Origin of the sequence: Brachybacterium subflavum, from assembly GCF_009299795.1 — a bacterium.
Lineage (GTDB): Bacteria > Actinomycetota > Actinomycetes > Actinomycetales > Dermabacteraceae > Brachybacterium > Brachybacterium subflavum.
This window is the reverse complement of the sequence record NZ_VIGP01000008.1, coordinates 87,233-108,176: the sequence shown is the minus strand read 5'-3', so window position 1 is coordinate 108,176 and position 20,944 is coordinate 87,233. Positions and strand designations below refer to the sequence as shown.

The 20,944-nt window shown below is 70.3% G+C and carries 18 protein-coding genes; 11 read left to right on the top strand and 7 right to left on the bottom strand.

Annotated features, from left to right (window positions below; all coding sequences use genetic code 11):
- Positions 1 to 399 precede the first annotated feature (399 nt).
- The 3 genes from FHG10_RS17030 to FHG10_RS17020 form a co-directional block, all read right to left on the bottom strand.
- On the bottom strand, positions 400 to 1,122 hold the full coding sequence (locus FHG10_RS17030; protein WP_193636369.1) for an HAD hydrolase family protein: 723 nt from the start codon (positions 1,120 to 1,122) through the stop codon (positions 400 to 402).
- 80 nt (positions 1,123 to 1,202) lie between these two features.
- Positions 1,203 to 2,135 (bottom strand): aldo/keto reductase, encoded by a 933-nt coding sequence (locus tag FHG10_RS17025; RefSeq protein ID WP_152354561.1) that lies wholly within the window; start codon positions 2,133 to 2,135, stop codon positions 1,203 to 1,205.
- 285 nt (positions 2,136 to 2,420) lie between these two features.
- Positions 2,421 to 3,257 (bottom strand): aldo/keto reductase, encoded by an 837-nt coding sequence (locus FHG10_RS17020; protein ID WP_152354560.1) that lies wholly within the window; start codon positions 3,255 to 3,257, stop codon positions 2,421 to 2,423.
- Between the two features lie 194 nt (positions 3,258 to 3,451).
- On the opposite strand from FHG10_RS17020, the gene FHG10_RS17015 reads away from it, so the two are divergent.
- Positions 3,452 to 4,450 carry a LysR family transcriptional regulator gene (locus FHG10_RS17015; RefSeq protein WP_152354559.1) on the top strand — a complete coding sequence of 333 codons (999 nt, stop codon included), beginning with the start codon at positions 3,452 to 3,454 and terminating at the stop codon, positions 4,448 to 4,450.
- Here the strand turns inward: FHG10_RS17015 and FHG10_RS17010 are convergent.
- Positions 4,440 to 5,474 (bottom strand): GlxA family transcriptional regulator, encoded by a 1,035-nt coding sequence (locus FHG10_RS17010; RefSeq protein ID WP_152354558.1) that lies wholly within the window; start codon positions 5,472 to 5,474, stop codon positions 4,440 to 4,442. The genes FHG10_RS17015 and FHG10_RS17010 overlap by 11 nt on opposite strands.
- Positions 5,475 to 5,615: 141 nt before the next feature.
- On the opposite strand from FHG10_RS17010, the gene FHG10_RS17005 reads away from it, so the two are divergent.
- A complete protein-coding gene (locus FHG10_RS17005; RefSeq protein ID WP_193636368.1) occupies positions 5,616 to 6,836 on the top strand; it encodes an MFS transporter in 1,221 nt (406 codons plus the stop codon).
- A 178-nt stretch (positions 6,837 to 7,014) separates the two neighbouring features.
- Positions 7,015 to 7,710 (top strand): DJ-1/PfpI family protein, encoded by a 696-nt coding sequence (locus FHG10_RS17000; protein ID WP_152354556.1) that lies wholly within the window; start codon positions 7,015 to 7,017, stop codon positions 7,708 to 7,710.
- 115 nt (positions 7,711 to 7,825) lie between these two features.
- Here the strand turns inward: FHG10_RS17000 and FHG10_RS16995 are convergent, their stop codons facing one another.
- Positions 7,826 to 8,482, bottom strand: a complete 657-nt coding sequence (locus tag FHG10_RS16995) for an NYN domain-containing protein (RefSeq protein WP_152354555.1) — start codon at positions 8,480 to 8,482, stop codon at positions 7,826 to 7,828.
- Positions 8,483 to 8,576: 94 nt separating this feature from the next.
- Between FHG10_RS16995 and FHG10_RS16990 the strand changes: the two genes are divergently transcribed.
- Complete coding sequence (locus FHG10_RS16990) at positions 8,577 to 9,875, top strand: multidrug effflux MFS transporter (RefSeq protein WP_152354554.1); 1,299 nt, start codon at positions 8,577 to 8,579, stop codon at positions 9,873 to 9,875.
- A gap of 35 nt (positions 9,876 to 9,910) precedes the next feature.
- On the opposite strand, the gene FHG10_RS18080 is transcribed toward FHG10_RS16990, so the two are convergent.
- Positions 9,911 to 10,573, bottom strand: a complete 663-nt coding sequence (locus tag FHG10_RS18080; protein WP_193636367.1) for an MFS transporter — start codon at positions 10,571 to 10,573, stop codon at positions 9,911 to 9,913.
- Between the two features lie 252 nt (positions 10,574 to 10,825).
- Here FHG10_RS18080 and fdhA point away from each other — a divergent pair, with 252 nt between their 5' ends.
- Positions 10,826 to 12,052: a formaldehyde dehydrogenase, glutathione-independent gene (fdhA, locus tag FHG10_RS16980; RefSeq protein WP_152354552.1), complete on the top strand. Its 1,227-nt coding sequence runs from the start codon at positions 10,826 to 10,828 to the stop codon at positions 12,050 to 12,052.
- Between the two features lie 57 nt (positions 12,053 to 12,109).
- Here the strand turns inward: fdhA and FHG10_RS16975 are convergent, their stop codons facing one another.
- Positions 12,110 to 13,402 (bottom strand): ROK family transcriptional regulator, encoded by a 1,293-nt coding sequence (locus FHG10_RS16975; protein ID WP_152354551.1) that lies wholly within the window; start codon positions 13,400 to 13,402, stop codon positions 12,110 to 12,112.
- A 305-nt stretch (positions 13,403 to 13,707) separates the two neighbouring features.
- Here FHG10_RS16975 and FHG10_RS16970 point away from each other — a divergent pair, with 305 nt between their 5' ends.
- The 6 genes from FHG10_RS16970 (at position 13,708) to FHG10_RS16945 (ending at position 20,796) form a co-directional block, all read left to right on the top strand.
- On the top strand, positions 13,708 to 14,703 hold the full coding sequence (locus FHG10_RS16970) for a carbohydrate ABC transporter permease (RefSeq protein WP_152354550.1): 996 nt from the start codon (positions 13,708 to 13,710) through the stop codon (positions 14,701 to 14,703).
- The gene (locus FHG10_RS16965; protein ID WP_152354549.1) at positions 14,703 to 15,623 is read left to right on the top strand and encodes a carbohydrate ABC transporter permease; all 921 of its coding nucleotides are present in this window, start codon (positions 14,703 to 14,705) and stop codon (positions 15,621 to 15,623) included. The genes FHG10_RS16970 and FHG10_RS16965 overlap by 1 nt, the downstream gene beginning before the upstream one ends.
- A complete protein-coding gene (locus tag FHG10_RS16960; protein ID WP_152354548.1) occupies positions 15,620 to 16,996 on the top strand; it encodes an extracellular solute-binding protein in 1,377 nt (458 codons plus the stop codon). Before FHG10_RS16965 ends, FHG10_RS16960 begins: the two co-directional genes overlap by 4 nt.
- A gap of 138 nt (positions 16,997 to 17,134) precedes the next feature.
- Positions 17,135 to 18,520, top strand: coding sequence for an extracellular solute-binding protein (locus FHG10_RS16955; protein WP_152354547.1), 1,386 nt, complete (start codon positions 17,135 to 17,137; stop codon positions 18,518 to 18,520).
- Between the two features lie 134 nt (positions 18,521 to 18,654).
- The gene (locus FHG10_RS16950) at positions 18,655 to 19,632 is read left to right on the top strand and encodes a Gfo/Idh/MocA family protein (RefSeq protein ID WP_152354546.1); all 978 of its coding nucleotides are present in this window, start codon (positions 18,655 to 18,657) and stop codon (positions 19,630 to 19,632) included.
- A gap of 153 nt (positions 19,633 to 19,785) precedes the next feature.
- Positions 19,786 to 20,796: a Gfo/Idh/MocA family protein gene (locus FHG10_RS16945; RefSeq protein ID WP_152354545.1), complete on the top strand. Its 1,011-nt coding sequence runs from the start codon at positions 19,786 to 19,788 to the stop codon at positions 20,794 to 20,796.
- The last annotated feature ends 148 nt before the right edge of the window (positions 20,797 to 20,944 follow it).

Here is a 20,944-nt window from a genome sequence, read left to right as displayed (position 1 = left end):
TGTGATCCCCGGGTGGGACCGGTGGGCCGGGAGTGATACGAGACGCACCTCACGGTGGTGGGTGGCCGTCCGCGCAACACGGTTGGGGTGGCACAGCCAGCACCGCAAAGCTGGCGCCGCCAAGCTGGCGCCGCCAAGCTGGCGCCGCGCAGTCGGCGCCGAGCAGTTCCAGCCGGTCTGTCCGGGCCGGGGGCTGCGGCGGGTCGCCCTGCATGGGGCCCAGCGATGTCATGGAGCGGCGCGGGCGCGACATCCGTGCCGCATATTGCACGGATGTCGCGCATAGGCCGGTCCGTGACAGGGGCCCGCTGGAAGTCGCACATCCGCCTGTCCGTGACACGGCCTGATGGGGAGGCGCTCCGACGTGGCATAGCACCCGCGGGCAGTCCCCGCGCCCCTTCACCCGCCCAGCTGAACGAGTGCTCCCGCCACCTCGGTCCGGTCCGCGGTGCGATGGGCGAAGTCGAGTGCCGGGTGCCCGCCGACCCGGATGCTGCGGCGAGCGTGCCTGAGCAGCTCGACGTCGTTCACGTCGTTCCCGAACGCGGTGTACGCGCCGTCGCGGATGCCGAGGCGGCGCAGCGCGGAATGCTTCGTGATGCCGCTCGGTGCCACGTCGATCAGGTGCTCGTCGGGGTGGACGGACACGCTCAGTCCGGCGGCCCGCAGCTGATCGATGACCTGGGGGTCCTCGGTGAACAGCACTGCCTTCGCGTAGTCGGGCAGCGCGCTGCGCGGGACGTTGCGGGCGAGTCCTTCGGCGTCGAGCTGACGGAAGATGCGGTGCTGCTCGTCGCCCGTGAAGGAGAAGTCCCAGGGGCCGTCGACGAGCGCGGGCAGGGAGTGCGCCTCGATGATCTCGTCGAGCAGCGCCCTGGCAGGGGCAGGGAAGCCGACGACCTCGACGTCGGTGACCCGAGCCGGGCGCACGAAGGCGCCGTTCCCGCCGATCAGAGCGCTATCGGCGAGATCCTCCGGGAGCACTGGCAGCAGGTCGCGCACCGGGCGCGCGGAGGCGAAGGCCAGCGGGTGCCGCTCGCCGACGTCGCGCAGAGCCTCGACGATGTCGTCCGCGATGGTGCGCCCGTCGAAGCAGAGGGTCCCGTCGACATCGAGCACCACGAGTTCGGCGGTGGCACGATCCCGGCGGGGCCGGTGCTCATCGGCTCCGCCGTCCCCGCCAGGATCGTCTCCCGCCGGGATCACGGCACCCGGTGGCCCGCCGCGCGGAAGAGCTCGTACCACTCGGCGCGGGTGAGCGGCAGCTCCGAGCCGTCGGCCGAGTCGGTGACGCGCTGCGGGGTGGTGGTTCCGAGCACGACCTGCATGTTCGCGGGGTGGCGGGTGATCCAGCCGGTCGCCACGGCCTCCGGGGCGACGTCGTACTTCGCGGCGAGGCGGTCCACCACGGCGTTCAGGTCCGGGTACTTGTCGCTGCCCAGGAAGACGCCGTCGAAGAAGCCGCCCTGGAAGGGCGACCAGGCCTGCACGGTGATGTCGTTCAGGCGGCAGTAGTCCAGGATGCCGCCGCCGTCCAGGACGTTGGACTGCTCCTCGCCGCTCATGTTCGCGGCGATGCCCTGGGCGATGATCGGCGAGTGGGTGATCGAGAGCTGCAGCTGGTTGGCCACGAGCGGACGGGTCACCGAGCGCTTGAGCAGGTCGATCTGGCGAGGCGTGTGGTTGGAGACGCCGAAGGCGCGCACCTTGCCGGAGGCGTGCAGGTCGTCGAAGGCGCGGGCCACCTCGTCGGGCTCGATGAGGGCATCGGGGCGGTGCAGCAGCAGGATGTCGATGTAGTCGGTGCGCAGGGCCTTCAGCGACCCCTCAACCGACTCGATGAGGTGCTCGTAGGAGTAGTCGAAGTAGGGGCCGTCGGTGACGATGCCGGCCTTCGTCTGGATGGTGATCTGCTCGCGCTCGGCGGCGTTGAGGTGCATCGCCTCGGCGAAGCGGCGCTCGCACAGGTGGTCGCCGCCGTAGATGTCGGCGTGGTCGAAGAAGTCGATGCCCGCATCGCGGGCCGTGTTCACCAGGGTGCGGATCTCCTCGTCGGACTTGTCGTTGATCCGCATGAGGCCCAGCACCACGTTCGGTGCCGTGATCTCGGTGCCCGGAAGGGGGAAATGCTTCATCGCAGAGACTCCTGTGTCGTCATGAGATCGGCCGCGGACGCGGTCGGGCCGGCGAGCGGCGCTCGCCGGAGGCAGTGGGGGCGGAATGCGGGCCGACGGGCGGGGCCGGCGAGTGAGCCGCTCCGCCGACGACCGGGGACCGTGGATGAGCCGCTCCGCCCGACGGGCGGGGCCGGGACTCAGCCCGTCGGCAGAGCCCCGGCCCATGCTGTCAGGCGCAGCGCACGAGCAGAAGACGAGCGCCCGTTGACGACGCGCGCCCTCGGGCGCCCGTCGTCGCTCGGATCAGTTGAACTCGAGCGGGTGGGTGCCCACGCGGCCCGAGCCGTCGCCCGTGTCGAGGGCGTCGATGGCGGTGACCTCGTCGGCCGACAGCTCGAAGCCGAACACGTCGAAGTTCTGCTCCATGCGCTCGCGGTGCGTGGACTTCGGGAACACGATGAAGCCGCGCTGCAGGTGCCAGCGGATGACGACCTGCGCCGGGGTGACGCCGTGCGCGGAGGCCGCGTCGGCCACGGCGGACTCCTCGAAGAGCGGGTACTTGCCCTGGCCCAGCGGGCCCCAGGACTCGATGTGCATCCCGTTCTTCCCGGCCCACTCGAGCACGTCGCGCTGCTGGAGCGCGGGGTGCAGCTCGATCTGGTCGACGGCCGGGACCTCGCCGGTCTCCTTCACGAGGCGGTCGAGGTGCTCGGGCAGGTGGTTGGAGACGCCCACGGAGCGGGAGAGGCCCTGGTCGCGGATCTCCAGCAGCTTCTGCCAGGCGTTGACGTAGGTGTCCTTCTCGGGGGTGGGCCAGTGCGTGAGGTAGAGGTCCACGTACTCGAGGCCGAGCTTCTCGAGGCTCTCGCGGATCGCCGCATGGGGCTCCTCGCCGGCCTGGCGGTCGTTCCACAGCTTGGTGGTCACGAACAGCTCGTCGCGCGGGATGCCGCTCTTGGCGATCGCGGCGCCCACGCCCTCCTCGTTGCCGTAGATGGCGGCGGTGTCGATGTGGCGGTAGCCGACCTCGAGGGCGCTGGTCACGGCCTTCTCGGCCTCGTCGGCCGGGACCTTGAAGACGCCGAAGCCGAGCTGGGGGATCGCATGTCCGGAGTTCAGGGTGATGGTGGGAACAGTCATGGCCCCGAGCCTAGGAACCCTCGATATATAAGTCCAACAGCTCGCAGCGATGCCATTCATGGCGCCGGCTGGTAGATGCGATGATGTGGCGGGCCAACGGGCCGACAGGCCGACGCGTGGGCAGGCTGGCGCGCTGTCCACCCGACGGCAGCGCATGGTCGACGGATCACGAACGAGAAGGATGCGGGGCGGACATGGACCTCAGGCAGATGGAGTACGTGGTGGCGCTCGCCGACGAGCGGCACTTCACCCGCGCGGCCGAGCTCGCTGGCATCTCGCAGTCCGGGCTCAGCAGCGCGATCCGCAGTCTTGAGCAGGAGCTCGGCACGCCGCTGTTCGAGCGCACCACCCGGCGCGTCGAGCCGACCGCCGCAGGCTTCGCCCTGCTCCCGCACGCCCGCACCCTGCTCGAGGAGGCCGCCCGCGCCCGCGAGGCCGTGCTGCGCGTGGGCCCCGCGGTCAGCGGCTCGCTGCGCGTGGGCGCCGAGCAGTGCCTGGGTCTCGTGGACGTCTCCGCCCTGCTCTCGGCGTTCCATCAGCGCCACCCGGGGATCGCCACCGAGTTCGCGCAGGCCGGCTCGCACGAGCTGGTGGGAGCGGTGCGCGAGGGCGAGCTGGACGTCGCCTTCGTCGCCACCGACCGGCACCTCGGCGCACTGCGCCACACGTTCCTGGGCGGGGAGCCGCTCGTGCTCGTCGTCCCGCCCGATCACCGACTCGCCCGCCGCACCATCCTGCGCTGGGAGATGCTCGACGGCGCCGACTTCGTGGACTTCTCCGAGACCTGGGGGGTGCGCACCATGAACGACGACCTGCTCGCGACCCATGGCGTCCACCGCCGCGTGCGCTGCAGCGTCAACGACGTGCACACCCTGCTGGACCTCGTGACCAGCGGGCTCGGTGTCGCGATCGTCCCCGCGCACGTCGCCCGGAAGCCGCAGGCTGCCAGCCTCCTGACCCGCGAGCTGCCGGGCGCCGCCCAGCCCAGCTGGTCGGTGAGCGCCATCAGCCCGCTCGCCCCGTCGGCCGACGTCCCCTCGGCGCTCCTGCTCGACCTGCTCGGGGAGACGGTGCCGTGCGAGGACGCGTGCGGCGCGAGCGCGCCCGACGGGCAGGCCGTGCCCGACGGTGCGATCGCCCGTGACGCAGGGAGCGACCCCGTCGGAGAACGGGCCGTCCCGGTCACTGCGTGAGGGTCGAGGTGAAGGTTCTGCGGTACTCGCCGGGCGAGGTGCCGAGTGCGCGGCGGAAGTGGAGCCGCAGGTTCGCCCCGGTGCCCAGGCCCGTGCGCGCGGCGATCTGATCGACGGGAAGGTCGCTGTCCTCGAGCAGGCGGCGTGCCATGTCCACGCGGGCCTCGAGGATCCAGCGGTGCGGCGGGCGCCCGGTCTCCTCGACGAAGCGGCGCTCGAAGGTGCGCCGCGACATCGCGGCCCGGTCGGCCAGCTGCTGCGTGGTCAGATCCTCCTCGAGGTGCCCCAGTGCCCACGTCCGCACGTCCTCGAGCGCCTCGCCGTCCGCGACGGGCATCCAACCGGCCGGCTGGTACTGCGCCTGGCCGCCGGCGCGGCGCGGTGAGGTGACCAGGCGCCGGGCGATCTCGTTGGCGGTCTTCGCGCCGAGGTCCTTGCGCACGATGTACAGGCACAGGTCGAGGCCGGCCGCGACCCCGGCGGAGCTGAGGATGCTGCCCTCGTCGACGAACAGCACGTTCGGGTCCACCTCCACGTCCGGGTAGGTGCGCGCGAGCCGGGCGGCGGCATCCCAGTGGGTCGTCGCGCGCCGTCCGCGCAGCAGCCCGGCGTCGGCCAGGGCGAAGGCGCCGTAGCAGATCGACACCAGCCGTGCCCCGCGCTCGTGGGCCGCCATCAGCGCCTCGCGCACAGGCAGGGGGACCGGCCGATCCGGGGGCGCGTAGCCCGGGACGATGACCGTATCGGCGCGCGCGAGCGCCTCGAGCCCCTGCTCCACCTGGTACGCGAGCCCCGAGGCGGCGGGCACGGCGCCGGGGCTCTCGGCGCAGATGCTCAGCGCGTACGGGGTGCCCGGGCGCTCCGCGAAGACCTGCAGCGGGATGCCGACGTCCAGCGGCAGCGCCCCGGGCATCACGAGCACGGCGACCTGGTGGCGGGTCGGAGCGGCCGACGAGTGCTGCGGGTCCGGCGGGTCGACCGAGTCCTGCGGGTCGACCGGGTCCTGGGGGGCCAGCGGGTACATGACGTAATCCTTGCACATGTCGGCAGTTATGCCACTGTCCTCGTCTCGCTCCCCGCTCGCAGGATGGGTCCCGTCGGCCGACGAGAACCCGACGAGAACCCGACGAGAACCCCCGAGAGGACCCTGATCACCGTGCCTTCGATGCCCCGATGGGCCGCCTGCTGCGTCTCCGTGCTGGCCTTCATGGCGGCCATGGCTGCCGCGGGAGCGCCGAGCGTCCTGCTGAGCTACGACCAGGAGGCCTGGGGCTTCTCGGACGGCGCCCTCACCGGCGCCTTCGCCGTCTATGCGCTGACCCTGCTCCTGGCGCTGCTGACCTGCGGGTCGCTCTCCGACCACCTCGGGCGACGCCCGGTGGCGGTCGGCTCCCTGCTGCTGACCGCCCTCGCGCTCCTGCTCTTCCTGCGCGCCCACGCCATCGGCGACCTGGTCCTCGCGCGCGCCGTCCAGGGCGCGGCGATCGGCGCCGCGACCGCCGCGCTCAGCGCGTCCATCGTGGAGCTCGCCCCCGAGCGGCATCGGCGCCTCGCGCACACCGCGGTGAGCGTGACGACCGCCGGCGGTCTCGGGATCGGCGTGGTGCTGGCGGGGATCGCCATCGAGGCGACGTCGGCCCCGAACGCCGTGCTGTTCGCCGTCGCGCTCGCCGTGGTCCTCGTCGCCGCCGTCCTGCTGATGCTGTCCCCGGAGACCGTCTCGCCGCGCGCCGGCGCCCTGGCCTCGCTGGTCCCGCGGATCCGGATCCCCGATGCGGTGCGCGGGCAGTTCCTCCGGCTCGCGCCCGGGATCATCGCGATCTGGATGTCCGCGGGACTGATCCTGGGCCTGGGAGGGTCGCTCGCCGGCAGCGTCCTGCACCTCGGCGTCGGCCTCCCATCGGCGCTGATCGTGGCGACCCAGCCGCTCGTGGCCACGATCTGCACCCTCGTGCTCGCCCCGCGGATCGGGCCGCGCGTGCTCGTGCCCGGCGGGTACGTCGCGGTGATGCTCGGCGTCCTCGCCGAGTGCGCCTCCTTCGCCACCGGCGACGCGTCCCTGGTGGTCGCGGGGGCTCTCGTCACCGGCGTCGGGTACGGAGCGGTCTTCTCCGCGACCCTGCGCATCCTGCTGCCGGGCGTCCGGCCGCACGAGCGCGGAGGGTTCTTCGCGGCGTTCTACATCGTCGGCTACCTCGCCTACGGTGCCTCCGCCCTGTGCGCGGGACTGCTCAGCGACCTCATCGGACTCGGCGCCGCCGGAGTGGTCTACGCGGTCGCGACCGTCGCGGCCGCCGCCCTGGCCCTGGGTGCGTGGCTGCTGCCCGCGCGCCGGGCCCCGCGCCCGCAGGCGCTCGCGGAGCAGCCGTGCCCCGCGCCCCGGTGAGCCCGCCGCGCTCCCGTCGACCCGTGCGCACCCGGCTGCCCGCCGCGCTCCGGGGACCGCGCAGCGTCCCTGATCCCACGTCCACACCCACCGCACCCACCGCACAGAACCCACCCACCGCATCCGGCGGACGCCGACGCCGAGGCGTCCGGCCCGCCGGGAGAGGAAGCACCGCACCATGGCAGCATCGCCCCGACCGCTCCGCTTCACGACACTGCTGTTCCCGCAGGTCACGCAGCTCGATCTCACCGGGCCGGTCCAGGTCTTCGCGGGCTTGCCGGGCGCCGTCGTGGACCTCGCGTGGCATCGGCACGAACCAGTCCCGACCGACGCCGGTTTCTCCCTGCTGCCCACGGTCGCCTTCGAGGAGGCGGGGCAGGCCGACGTCCTCATGATCCCCGGCGGGCAGGGCGCCTTCGACACTCTCGAGGACTCCGTCGCCCTCGACTTCGTGCGGCGCCAGGCTGCAGGCGCGCGCTACGTGACGAGCGTCTGCACCGGCGCCTTCGTGCTCGGGGCGATCGGTCTGCTGCGGGGTCGACGCGCCACGACCCACTGGGCCGTGCACCCGCTGCTGCGGCACCTGGGCGCGATCCCCGTGCGCGAGCGCGTGGTGCGGGACGGCGACCTGCTCACCGGGGGAGGGGTGACCAGCGGCATCGACTTCGCTCTCACCCTCGCCGCGGAGATCTACGGGGACGACGTCGCCAAGGGCGTCCAGCTCGCCATGGAGTACGACCCGCAGCCGCCGTTCGACGCGGGATCGCCGGGAGCGCCGGAGGCCGACCCCGCCCACGTCGAGGAGGTCATGCGCGCTGCCCGGCGCAGCCGCGAGCCCCTCGTGCTGCGCGCGGCGGACCGGCTCGCGTCCTGATTCGAGGCCGAGAGCGGCGCTGGGGCTGGTGACAGCACGCCACCGGTGTTACCCTCGGGGCACAACCCCTGTTCCTCCGGATCAGGCTCAAGGCCCCGCTTCGTGCGGGGCCTTGCTATTTCCAGGACGGTGGTCGATGGATCGGCTGTTTCCCCGTCTGGACCACAGGTGGGAGCTGATTCCGCGATGCGTAGCCGGGTCGCAGATAGAGACTGAAGTCGATGCCCGCCTGCTCGAAGAGTTTTGTTCTCTCGTTTCGCGGGTAGAGAACGCCGACCCGTACGCCGAACCTCTGCTTCGCTACGGCAATGGGGTGCGCCAGGTCCGAGTCTGAGGAGACGACGACCAAGGTCTGGGCGAGCCCATCGAGCGCATCCATGAGCGGCTGCGTCGCCAGCTTCACGTCCGAGCCCTTCTCCTGGACCTTGTAGACGTGATGGTGCCGGAGCGGTGGTCGCTCCTTGCCGTCGACCCACTTGCGCGCGAATCCGTGATGCACGGTGAAAAGGGAATCATCGTGGACCGTCAATCGATCCAGAGTGCCGAGGGCTCTCAGATATGCGTGCTGCCGGTCTGGTGCGTGCGGGTCCTCGGGGTTCATGCGCCCCTTGATGCGAGCGGTGAAGTAGTGCACATGGCGAACATCGAAGGCGTCCAAAACGTCGTCGAAGAGCGCAACGAGATCCAGCCACTTGTTCTGAGGACGGCTCTCCAGCTGCCCCTTGTAGAGATTGAACCCATCGACGTACACAATCGCTGCTGGCTTCGACACCGTTCAAGCATGCACGAGCTCACGCCACCACGGCAGGAAACGGGCGGATACGACGGCTCCCTGCGTGTCCCTGCCCCCGGGCTAGGGTGAACGGGTGACCACGGCCGATCCCGCGCAGCCCCCGTCCATCCCCGAACGCGCTGCGCAGCAGCCTCGCCGGCCCCGCGCCTTCATCACCGTCGCGATCGCCGCGATCACCATGATCGGCCCGTTCACGATCGACTCCGTGTTCCCCGCCTTCACCCGCATCGGCGCCGAGTTCGGGGAGTCCGAGGGCGCGCTGCAGCAGCTCGTCTCCGCCTACCTCGCGGCCTTCGCGGTGATGTCGATCTTCCACGGGCCGCTCTCCGACGCGCTGGGGCGGCGGCGCGTCATGCTCGCGGGCCTGAGCATCTACGTGCTCGGGATGTTCGCCTGCGTGCTGGCCCCCACCTTCGGCAGCCTCGTGCTGCTGCGGGTCCTGCAGGGCATGAGCGCCGGGGCGGCGACGATCATCTCCCGCGTCATGGTGCGCGACCTCTACTCGGGCGCCCAGGCGCAGCGGCTGATGGCGCAGGTCATGGCCATCTTCTCGATCGCGCCCGCCCTGGCCCCGGTGATCGGCGGCTGGCTCCTGCTGCTGGGGGACTGGCGCTGGGTGTTCGGCGGCATCGGCCTCTACGGACTGCTCGCGATCGTGCTCACGATCCTGCTGCCCGAGACGCTCCCGCCCGAGCGCCGCTCGCCGCTGCGGATCGGCTCGCTGCTCGGCTCGCTCGTGCACGTGGGCGCCTCGGCGCTCATGGTCCGGATCGCCCTCGCCACGGCCTTCGGCTTCGCCGCCCAGTTCCTGTTCATCGCCTCGGCCCAGATCATCGTGGTGCGCCTGCTGGGGCTCGGCGAGCAGGACTTCTGGGTGCTGTTCGTGCCGCTGATCATCGGCATGTTCACCGGCGCCCAGGCCGTCGGCCGACTCGCCGACCGCCTGCCGCGCACCCGCATGATCACCGTCGGCTATCTCGCGACGCTCGGAGCCACCGCGCTGAACCTGCTGCTCGTGACGCTCGCCCCCGCGCCCGACGGCACGATCTCGCCTGCGCTCATCCCCGTGCTCGTCGGCCCGATGCTGATCGGCTTCACCGTCTCCCTGATCTTCGCGCCCATCCAGCTCGAGATCATGGACCTCTTCCCTCACGCCCGAGGCGCCGCCGCATCGCTGGGCACCTTCTCCTCGCTCGTGCTGAACGCGCTGCTCGCGGGTGTCGTGGCGCCGCTGGTGACGGGCTCCCTGGTGACTCTGGCGGCGACCGCGCTGGCGTTCGTCTGCGCGGGGACCGTGCTGTGGCTGTGGCACCTGCGCGCGACCGGCGGGCGCGGCGCCGAGGTGGTCGAGGACGGCGAGGTCGTGGCCTAGCGTGTGCCGGATCCGCGTCCGCCCTGGTCGCGGCGTCACCGGGGTCGGCGCGTCATCGTCCCGGACGCCTCGCCGTCGCAGATCGTGAGGGAGACAGCGGTCGTGCCCAGAGCGACCACTGCGGCGGTGAGGAACGCGAGCCGGAATGGGAACGGTTCTGCGCCACTGATGCCCGTGCTCGAGTGCGATGGTGCGGCGAGGACGAGGACGGTGGAGAGGAGTGCGACGCCGACGGCGCTCCCCAGCTGCTTCCCGGCGTTGAAGATCGGGGACGCCCTGCTGGTGTCGGCCTTGGAGATCGTGGCCATGGAGATCGCTTGGGACGGGATGAAGACCGCCGCGACGCCCAGCCCGAGCAGCAGCAGGTCGCTGCGCACCCACCAGAGGCTCGTCCCCGTCCCGACGAGCGCCATCAGCGAAAGGCTCGCACCGATGAGGAGGAGCCCGAGGGTCGTGAGCCGTCGCGGACCGAAGCGCGGGTAGAGGATGCGGGAGACGAGCTGCCCGCCGATGATCACTCCGATCGCGGAAGCAGCGCTCGTCAGTCCGGCCTCGAACGCTGAGGCATGGAGGGCATCCTGGAGGTACACGGAGACGAGGTAGAGGCCGCCGATGTACGCGACAGATGCCAGCCTGTAGAGGCTCGTCGCGCTCGAAACCCACAGCTCCGACGGCCGCGTGAAGATCGTCGCCCTCACCCCGCGCGGAAGAGCGCTCGCACAGCGAGCGCAGCAGGTCCACGACACGCCTCCCGACGCCCTCAGCGCGCTCGCGCCCGAGGATCTGGAGCAGCTCCGCTCGATCCTGGAGCGTGTGGGATGACGTGCCCGCGGACAAGCCCTCGCCCAGCCCCGAGCTCTTGACCGCGCTCGTCGCGCAAGCCCACCATGAGGCTGGGCGCGGGACAACGAGGTCGGACGCGCCGCCGGGAGGCGAGGAGGCCACCGCTGATGTCGAGCAATCGAGCAGTCGCGTACAAGGGAGCCGGGAAGGTCGAGGTCGTCGACATCGACTACCCCACCTACGAGCTCAAGGACGGGCCGGGGGTGAACCCCGCGAACGTCGGCCGGAAGCTGCCCCACGGGGCGATCCTGAAGGTCGTCACCACCAACATCTGCGGCTCGGACCAGCACATGGTCCGCGGCCGCACCACCGCACCCGAGGGGCTGGTGCTGGGGCACGAGATCACTGGCGAGGTGATCGACGTGGGCCCCGACGTCGAGTTCATCAAGACCGGCGACCTGGTCTCGGTGCCGTTCAACATCTCCTGTGGCAGGTGCGTGAACTGCAAGATCGGGCGCACCGAGATATGCCTGAACGTGAACCCCGACCGCCCCGGCAGCGCCTACGGCTACGTCGACATGGGCGGCTGGGTGGGCGGGCAGGCCGAGTACGTGCTCGTGCCCTACGCCGATTGGAACCTGCTGAAGTTCCCCGACAAGGACCGGGCGCTCGAGAAGATCCTCGATCTCACGATGCTCTCGGACATCTTCCCGACCGGGTACCACGGCGCCGTCACCGCAGGCGTCGGCCCCGGCAGCTCGGTGTACATCGCCGGGGCGGGGCCGGTGGGACTCGCCGCGGCCGTCGGCGCGCAGCTGCTCGGGGCGGCGGTCGTCATCGTCGCGGACATGCAGGAGGACCGCCTCGCGGCCGCCCGCGCCTTCGGCTGCGAGACCGTCGACGTCGCCGAGCAGGACCCCCGCGAGCAGATCGCGAGGATCCTGGGTCGCGAGGAGGTCGACTGCGGGGTCGACGCCGTGGGCTTCGAGGCCAAGGGCCACGGGCACGACGCGAAGGAGGCGCCCGCGACCGTGCTGAACACGCTCATGGACGTCACCAAGGCCGGCGGCGCCCTCGGGATCCCCGGGCTCTACGTCACCGGCGATCCCGGCGGCGTGGACGAGGCGGCCCAGGAGGGCTCGCTCTCCCTGCGCCTCGGCCTGGGCTGGGCGAAGGCCCTCGGGTTCATGACCGGGCAGTGCCCCGTCATGCGCTACCACCGCCAGCTCATGGAGGCGATCCTGCACGACAAGGTGCACATCGCCGACGCCGTGAACGCCACCGTCATCTCGCTCGACGACGCCCCGCGCGGCTACGCCGAGTTCGACAAGGGCGCGGCGAAGAAGTTCGTCATCGACCCCCACGGGACGACGGGGCTCGCCGCTGCGAGCTGAGAGAGCGGGCTCGGCGGTCCGCCGCGCGCCGGCCGGCCGACGGATGCGGCCGACCGGTCAGCGCACGGTGGGGGAGAGCTCCCTGCCCAGGTACAGGGTGGCGGCGCCGATCGCGCCGACGTCGTCGCCGAAGGCGGAGGAGCTGATGGTGACGCCGCGGCGTCCGCCGCTGCCCTGCAGCGCGCGCTCGAGCACCTGCGGCATGGCGAACGGCTCGAGCGCGCGCCAGTAGGGGCCGCCGATGATCACGCGGTGCGGATCGTGGACCCCGATCAGGGTGCGCAGCGCCTCGCCGAGCGCGGTGCCGTGCTCCTGCGCGATCCGTGCGGCCAGGCGGTCGCCCGACGTCGCCGCCGCGAGCAGGGCGTCCAGGCGCTCGCCGTCGGCCTCGAGGGACGCGGAGGAGAGCTCGTCCACCTCGATCTCCGCCGCCGGATCCGCCGCGTGGCCCTCGGGTGGGCTCCCTGCGGAGTCCTCCGCAGTTCTCCCCGCGGCGTCGATCCGGTGCAGCATCGCGTGCACGTCCGTGAAGGTCGAGAGGCACGCGCGCCGGCCGCATCCGCAGATGGGACCGTCCAGGCCCGTCGGCAGATGCCCGATCTCGCCGGCCTGCGTGGTCGAGCCGCGCTGGACCCGGCCCGCGCTCGAGACCGCCGAGCCGACGCCCGCGCTCACGTAGACGTACAGGAGCGTCTGCTCGCTCAGACGCTCGCCGGCCCAGATCTCCGCCGCGAGCGCCGCGTTCGTGTCCTTGTCCAGGAGGGCCGTGCGGCCCGTCGCCCGCGAGAGCATCTCCACGAGGGGCGTGTCCCACCAGTCCGGCATCCAGGGCGGATCCACGAGCACGCCGCGGCGCCAGTCCAGGCCGCCCGGAGCGGCGACCCCGACACCCAGCAGGGCCTCGCGCGCACTCTGGCCGCCGGGGGTGCGCCAGCCGTCCTCGTACATCGTCGCGAGCAGCTCCTCGAGTCCCGCCGCGATCCGAGCCACCCCCGCATCGGGGTCCGGGCCCGGGGGACCGAGCGCCTTCTCCGCGACGACGTTCGCCCCCAGGTCGACGATGACCAGCGTGATCCCCGTGGGATCCAGGTGCACGCCGGCCGCGAGCAGCGACGACGGCACGACGCGCAGCACGGTGCGCGGCTTACCCCTGCCCGCGGAGAGCGTGCCGTCGGTCTCGACGAGGCCGCGTTCCATGAGCCGGCGCGTGATGAGGCTGACCGCCTGCCGGGAGAGGCCGCTGCGGCGCACCACCTCCGATTGCGAGCTGCCCTCGGGCGCACTGCGGATCGCATCGAGCACGACGAGCTCGTTCTTGGCGCCGATGTCCGGCATGGATGACCCGCGCACGAGTGCTCCTTCCACCTCGGGGCGAGCCCCGTTGCCTTTAGTCCAACAGTGTGAGTAATGTACGTCACCGAGAGGCGCGGGATGGCCCGCGATGCGGAACGGACCGCATCGACACGGTGCTCGATCCCCGCCGAAGAACTCCGGTCTCCGCAGCCAGCGGGGCCGACCCCCGGGCCTCACGACATCGCCGTCCGGCCCGCTTCCCGACCAGATCCCCCATCCCATCGTTCCCGCTCCGACTCCCACGTGAGCAGAGCCCCCGACGTGCCGGAGACGGCCCGCCGAGACCGAGGAAGGAACCCACGATGAGTGTCACCGACACCGTCGGCCCGCCGGCCGGCCCCGCGAGCGCCTCAGGCGCCTTGGGCAGTGCGGCGCCCGCCCCTCCCGCACGCCGCAAGCGCGGCATGAATGCGGGCCAGCGCCGAAAGCTGCGCACCGGCCTGCTGTTCATCTCCCCCTGGATCATCGGGGTCCTCATCTTCATCATCTACCCGGTCGCGTACTCGATCGCTCTGAGCTTCACGCGGTATTCGGGGATGGAGGCGCCGACGTGGGTGGGCGTTCAGAACTATGTCACCGCCTTCACCGACCCGATGGTCGGCAAGGCGGCGTCGAACACGATCTTCTACGCCATCATCGCCGTCCCGCTGGGGCTGATCATCGCTCTGGCGCTCGCGATCGCGATGAACCAGAACGTGCGCGAGGTCGCCTGGTACAGGACGATCTTCTACGCGCCCTCGCTGATCCCGGCGTTCGCGATGTCCTTCATCTTCATCGTGTTCCTGAATCCCCAGTTCGGCGTGTTCAACCAGGTCCTCAAGATCTTCGGGGGCGCGAACGTCAACCTCCTGGGTGATCCCACCGGGGTGAAGATCGCGATCATCCTGATGGCACAGCTGGGTGCGGGCAACGCGGCCCTCATCTTCCTCGCCGGTCTGCGCAACATCCCGAAGACGATCTACGAGGCGGCCCGAGTGGACGGCGCCAGCCCCCTGCGCCAGTTCTTCTCGATCACGTTCCCGCTTCTCTCCCCGGTCCTTCTGTTCAACCTGATCACCGGCATATCGGGATCCCTGCAGGTGTTCACCGAGGCATTCATCGTCACGAACGGCACGGGCGATCCCGACGCGGGCGCGCTGTTCTACATGATGTACCTCTACAAGAACGCCTTCGGCTTCGCCGAGCTCGGATACGCATCCGCCCTCGCGGTGATCCTCTTCCTGGTGGGGCTCGGGCTGGCCCTGCTCGTCTACTGGCTCTCGCGCCGGTTCGTGAACTACGACGTGGAGGCCGGCTGATGAGCACCATGATCCAGACTCCTGCGGAGAACATCGCTCCGCAGCGCAAAAAGGCCAACGCCGAGGCCTACAACCGGCGCGCCGACGGCACCAAGCGCTCCTGGCACTCGACGCTCATCGCGCGCATCGTGATGATCATCCTCAGCATCCTGTTCCTGATGCCGCTCTACTGGATGATCGTCTCCGCGCTCAAGTCCGACCAGGAGCTCGCGAAGTTCCCGCCCACGCTGTTCCCGCACAACATCGAGTTCGGGAACTTCGTCAAGGCAGTCACTGCGATGCCGTTCCTGCAGTTCTTCGCGAACTCCGCGATCATCACCATATCCGTGGTGCTGCTGTCGGTGATCTCGAACTTCATCATCGCGTACGGATTCGCGTGCATCGACTGGCCGGGCCGCGACAAGCTCTTCTACGTCGTCATCGCGACACTGTTCCTCCCGTTCCCCGTCACCCTGATCCCCATGTTCGACATGTGGGCCCGACTGGGGTTGGTGAACACGCTGTTCCCGCTGATATTGCCGGCCATGTTCGGCAGTGCGTTCTACGTGTTCCTGCTGAGACAGTTCCTCAAGCAGATCCCTCAGCCCATGCTCGACGCCGCCCGGGTGGACGGCGCGAGCGAATGGACGATCCTGTGGAGGATCGCGTTCCCCACCGCGATGCCGGCGCTGACCACCGTCGCGATCTTCTCGGCCGTCGGCTCGTGGAACGACTTCATGGGGCCGCTGATCTATCTGCAGGACCAGAAGGTCCAGACGCTCTCGATCGGTCTGCAGACGTTCCGCTCCGTCAACGCGCAGGACGTCTCCTTCAACCAGCTGATGGCCGCCAGCTTCCTGGTGATCCTGCCCCTGCTGCTCCTGTTCTTCATCTTCCAGCGGTACTTCATCCGCGGCATCACGATCGGAGGCTTCAAGTGATCTCCAGACGATCCTTCCTGGCCGGAGCCACGGCCGCCGGTGCGGCCGTCGGACTGGGCGCGTGCGCCTCGGCACCTGCCGCGGGACCGAACGTGGTCAGCTACTGGGGCCTCGGCGCGGCCGACGTCGACAAGGACAACCAGGTCATCGACGCCTTCAAGAAGACCGACGCGGGCAAGAACGCGGAGATCTACGTCGATCAGGTGCCGTCGAGCGGCGTCGCGGACATGAGCCAGATCATCACCGCGGTGCGCGGCGGGACCGCTCCGGACGTGTGGTGGATGGACCGGTTCAACGCGGTGCAGAACGCCTCGATCGGCCTGCTCGAGCCCATCGACGGCCTCATCGAGAAGTACGAGGACGTCTCGCCCGAGGAGTTCAAGTCCCAGTGGATCCAGTTCGCCATCGACGAGCTGACCTACGACGACCAGCTGTACGGGCTGCCGGCCACGACCGACGCCCGCGGGCTCCTGTACAACAAGGACGTCCTCAAGGATGCGGGGGTCGACCTCGATCTGTTCGACTGGAAGAAGCACGTCATCACGTGGGACGAGCTCGGCGAGGCCTGCGAGAAGATCGTGGACATCGACAAGCGCGGCAACTACAAGCGCTTCGGCTTCGCTCCCTGGCTCTCCGAGGGATGGCCCTACACGTGGGGCTTCGGACTCGACGCCCAGGCCTACGACAACGAGACCGCCACCGTCACCCTCGATTCCCCGCAGTGGGAGTCGGTGTACCAGCTCTATGCGGACTGGGCCGAGCAGTACCCCTACGCCTCCGTCGACGCCTTCTTCGCGACCTACCAGCCGCCGAACGCGCCCCCCACGCAGACGGCGATGTTCAGCGGCCGCCTGGGAGTGGACACCTCGGGGCCCTGGCAGATCAGCGGCAACGAGAAGTACGCCCCCGACCTTCCCCTGGACTTCACCTATCTGCCGGTCGCGAAGGAAGGGGACCCCACCTACACCTGGTCGGGCGGGCAGTGCCTGGTCATCCCCAAGGGCGCCAACATCACGAAGACCCTCTGGGAGTTCATGAAGTTCTATGCGGGCTTCGAGGGGCAGAGCATCGTCGTTCCCCAGTTCGGGAACCTGCCCACGAGCATCAAGGCCATCCAGGAGAAGAAGTACAACCCCAAGGCGGAGCTGTTCCGCACGATGCTCCCGAACTCCACCTCGCGCCCGCCGCTGCCGGTGGGGTCGGCCATGTGGGACACGCTCACGCGCACCAAGAGCTCGGTCGCCCTGGGGTCCTCGACCCCGAAGCAGGCCGTGGAATCCAACCAGCAGATGATCGCGCCCAAGATGGAGCTCTTCCCGGACTACAAGATGCCCGAGACCTACGGCAAACCGAGCCCCGTCCCCGGTAGCTGACCGGGGCCGCATCCCGGGCCGACGAGCGCAGCCCGGGATGCGCCCCGCTTCTTTCCCCCGCTATCCCGATGCCCGGCCCCGCCGGGCCGCGGATGCACCCCGCCTTCGGACCCGCACCACCTTCGGAAGGGAGGCCCGATGCTCGACCGACGACAGCTCCTCACCGGTGCCGGCGCAGTCCTCGCGGCGGGGCTGGGCACGACGTCGTGCGCGGGCAGCGGACCGACCGGCCCGCGCACCGTGCGCTACTGGGGGATGGGCGCCGCGGACAAGGACAAGGACGAAGCAGCGCGCGATGCCTTCCTGGCCACCGACGCCGGTGCGGGAGCACAGGTCAGCATCGACCAGGTGCCCTCCAGCGGTGCGGCCGACATGAGCCAGATCATCACCGCGGTTCGCGGCGGGACCGCTCCTGACGTGTGGTGGATGGACCGCTTCAATGCGGTGCAGAACGCCTCCATCGGTCTGCTCGAGCCCGTGGACACCCTGATCGAGAAGTTCGAGGATGTCTCGCCCGAGGAGTTCAAGTCCCAGTGGATCCAGTTCGCCATCGACGAGTTGACCTACGACGGGAAGCTCTACGGACTGCCGACTTCGACGGACGCCCGCGGGCTGCTCTTCAACGAGAACGTGCTGAAGGATGCCCGTGTCGACCTCGACATGTTCGACCCCGAGCAGCACGTCCTCACCTGGGACGAGCTGCGGGATGCTGCGCGGCAGATCACCCACCAGGACTCGCGCGGGAACTACGACCGCCTCGGATTCGCGCCCTGGGCCGACCAGGGCATGCCCTACACCTGGGCGTTCGGCCTGGACGCGCAGGTCTACGACAACGAGACCAGCCAGGTGGTGCTCGATTCGCCGCAGTGGAAGTCCGTGTTCGATCTCTACGCGGACTGGGCCGAGGAGTTCCCCTACTCCGGGGTCGACGCATTCTTCGCGACCTATCAGCCGCCCAACGCCCCACCGACCCAGAATGCCGTGTTCGGCGAGCATCTGGCGATCACCACGGGCGGGCCCTGGCAGATCTCCGGGAACAAGAAGTACGCCCCGAAGCTGCCCCTGAAATGGACCTGGTTGCCGGTCGCGAAGGACGGCGACCCCACGTACACCTGGTCCGGCGGCTTCTCGCTGGTGCTGCCCAAGGGATCCAACATGTCCCGCACCACCTGGGAGTTCATGAAGCACTTCACGGGCTTCGTCGGACAGTCGATAGTGGTCCCGAAGCTCGGCAGTCTGCCCACGCATCTGCGGGCGATCACCGAGAAGAAATACGACCCCGACGCCGAGCTGTTCCGCCAGATGCTGCCCAACTCGACCTCGCGCCCGCCGATCCCCGTCGGCTCCGCCGCGTCCGACACCCTCGACCGCGCGAAGACCTCGGTCGCCCTCGGCTCCAAGACCCCTCAGCAGGCCATCGACGAGAACCAGGCGATGGTCGTCCCGAAGATGGAGCTCTTCCCCGACTACACGATGCCCGACACCTACGGGAAGCCTCAGCAGATCCCCGACGGAAAGCGGTGAACACCGGCCCGTCGGCCGCAGTCTTCGAACCGCACTACAGATCCCGGCCCCCACGGCCGGACCACAGACCCCCGGCCCCGTCGGCCGGTCAGGAAAGCACCAACCCCCACGAGACGGAAGCAGGAAACTTCTCCATGACCTCCCCCTCCACCGCGGCAGCGCCCCTGCGCATCGCCGTGCTCTCCGCATGGCACGTGCACGCCGAGGAGTACGGTCGGGCGGCGATCGAGCACCCGGACACGGAGCTCGTCGCCGTCTGGGACGACGACATCGCGCGCGGCCAGGAGCTCGCCGAGCGCCTGGGCGTGCCCTTCGAGGCCGACCTCGACGCCCTGCTGGCCCGCGAGGACCTCGACGGCGTCACCAACACCACCGCGACCACCGTGCACGACGAGATCCTCGGCAAGGTCATCGCCGCGGGCAAACACGTGTTCACCGAGAAGCTGCTCTCGCCCAGCGTCGAGGGCTGCGACACCCTCATCGACGCGGCCGGCGAGGCGGGCGTGGCCCTCACCGTGTCCCTCCCGCGGCTCTCGCACGGCTACACCGTGGCCCTGCGGAAGATCCTCGAGGACGGCACCCTGGGCCGCATCACCTACGCCCGCGTGCGCCTCGCGCACGACGGCTCGACACGCGACTGGCTGCCCGCACGCTTCTACGATCCGGCCGAGGCGATCGGCGGCGCGTTCTCCGATCTCGCCGCCCACCCCGTCTACCTCACCCAGCTGATCCTGGGCGAGGACGCCTCGAGCGTGCGCTCGAGCTATACGGACATCACCGGGCGCGGCGTGGAGGACAACGCCTCGGTCACGATCACCACGCCCGACGGCGCTATCGGCGTCATCGAGACCGGCTTCGTGACCCCTGCCAGTGGCTTCACCATCGAGGTCCATGGCACCGAGGGCTCGCTGCTCTACGGCTTCGGCGGCGAGAAGATGCTGCTGACCACCCGTGAGGGCACCACAGAGGTCGAGGTCCCCGCTGACATCGACGCGCCCTTCTGGCAGTGGGTCCGCTCGATCCGCAGCGGGGAGCCCACGCTCGAGAACCTCGCCCGGGCCCGCGCCCTCACCGCCCTGGTCGTCGCCGCGAACGCCGACGCCGGGATCTGACCGGCCCGGTCCGCGGATCCCGCGCCCGTCGCGGGACCGGTCGGCCCCGAGCGTCTGCCGACCGGGCGCCTGCCGACCGGACACGTGCCGGCCGGCCGCTCACCACCCCAGACAGACAAGCACCCCAGACATCCGCTCACGAAGGAGCACACCATGACCGTCACCCTTCCCGTCCGCATCGGCCTCATCGGCGGCGGCGGCATCGCCAACGCCCACCTCAAGGGCTACTCCACGATCCCCGACCGCGCGCGCGTGGTCGCCATCGCCGACGCGAACCCCGAGACCCTCGCCCTGCGCACCGAGGAGATCGGCGCCAAGGGCTACTCGGACTTCACCGAGCTCGTGCAGGACCCCGACGTCGACGCCGTCGACATCTGCCTGCCCCACCACCTGCACAAGCCCGCGATCGTCGCGGCCGCGAACGCCGGCAAGCACATCCTGTGCGAGAAGCCGCTGTGCCTGACCGCGGAGGAGGCCGCCGAGGTCCGCGCGGCCGTCGACGCCGCCGGCGTCACCCTCATGTGCGCGCACAACCAGCTGTTCATGCCGGCCGTCGCCAAGGCCAAGGAGGTCATCGACTCCGGCGCGCTGGGCGACGTCTACGAGGTGCGCACCACCGACTCGTTCTTCAACGACTTCGACCCGGAGAACATGGGCTGGCGCGCGCACACCGCCACCAGCGGCGGCGGCGAGTACATCGACACCGGCTACCACCCGACCTACCTGCTCATGCACCTCTCGGGCGGCCGCCCGAAGCAGGTGTTCTCGATGATGTCGACCCACCGCCTGAAGTTCATGGAGGGCGAGGACTCGGCGCAGGTCCTGGTGCGCTTCGACAACGGCAGCGTGGGCCAGCTCGTCACCTCCTGGGCCTACCAGGCGGCGCCCGGCACCGACCGCTTCTCCGTGGTCGGCGAGAAGGGCTCGCTGAGCTCCGACGGCTCGACCCTGCGGGTGAAGCTGCGCGCCGAGGACGAGGAGCAGGTCTTTGCGGCCGAGCCCATCGACACCTTCGCCGCGGAGATCGCCGACTTCGTGACCTGCCTGGAAACCGGCAAGCGCCCGCTGAACACCGAGGAGGAGGGCATCGCCGTGCTCGGCATCATCCTCGCCGCCTACGAGAGCGCCCGCACCGGCTCTGCCGCGGAGGTCATGAGCGCCTGAGGCGATGAGCTGACAGGAGCGACCACCCCACCGGTGGTGCATCCGGAGGCCGGGCGGCGGCGCGCAGCGCATGCCACCCGGCCTCCTGCTGTCCGGACGCTCGGGTGGTCCGAGGTGCTCGGGCGTTCCGGAATGCTCGAGTGGCCCT

Coding starts and splice junctions, on each gene's coding strand:
- FHG10_RS16945 (WP_152354545.1), top strand. CDS start 19,786: ATGACCGTCACCCTTCCCGTCCGCATCGGCCTCATCGGCGGCGGCGGC.
- fdhA (WP_152354552.1), top strand. CDS start 10,826: ATGTCGAGCAATCGAGCAGTCGCGTACAAGGGAGCCGGGAAGGTCGAG.
- FHG10_RS17005 (WP_193636368.1), top strand. CDS start 5,616: ATGCCCCGATGGGCCGCCTGCTGCGTCTCCGTGCTGGCCTTCATGGCG.
- FHG10_RS17020 (WP_152354560.1), bottom strand. CDS start 3,257: ATGACTGTTCCCACCATCACCCTGAACTCCGGACATGCGATCCCCCAG.
- FHG10_RS16950 (WP_152354546.1), top strand. CDS start 18,655: ATGACCTCCCCCTCCACCGCGGCAGCGCCCCTGCGCATCGCCGTGCTC.
- FHG10_RS17015 (WP_152354559.1), top strand. CDS start 3,452: ATGGACCTCAGGCAGATGGAGTACGTGGTGGCGCTCGCCGACGAGCGG.
- FHG10_RS17000 (WP_152354556.1), top strand. CDS start 7,015: ATGGCAGCATCGCCCCGACCGCTCCGCTTCACGACACTGCTGTTCCCG.
- FHG10_RS16970 (WP_152354550.1), top strand. CDS start 13,708: ATGAGTGTCACCGACACCGTCGGCCCGCCGGCCGGCCCCGCGAGCGCC.
- FHG10_RS17010 (WP_152354558.1), bottom strand. CDS start 5,474: ATGTACCCGCTGGCCCCCCAGGACCCGGTCGACCCGCAGGACTCGGTC.
- FHG10_RS16955 (WP_152354547.1), top strand. CDS start 17,135: ATGCTCGACCGACGACAGCTCCTCACCGGTGCCGGCGCAGTCCTCGCG.
- FHG10_RS17025 (WP_152354561.1), bottom strand. CDS start 2,135: ATGAAGCATTTCCCCCTTCCGGGCACCGAGATCACGGCACCGAACGTG.
- FHG10_RS16965 (WP_152354549.1), top strand. CDS start 14,703: ATGAGCACCATGATCCAGACTCCTGCGGAGAACATCGCTCCGCAGCGC.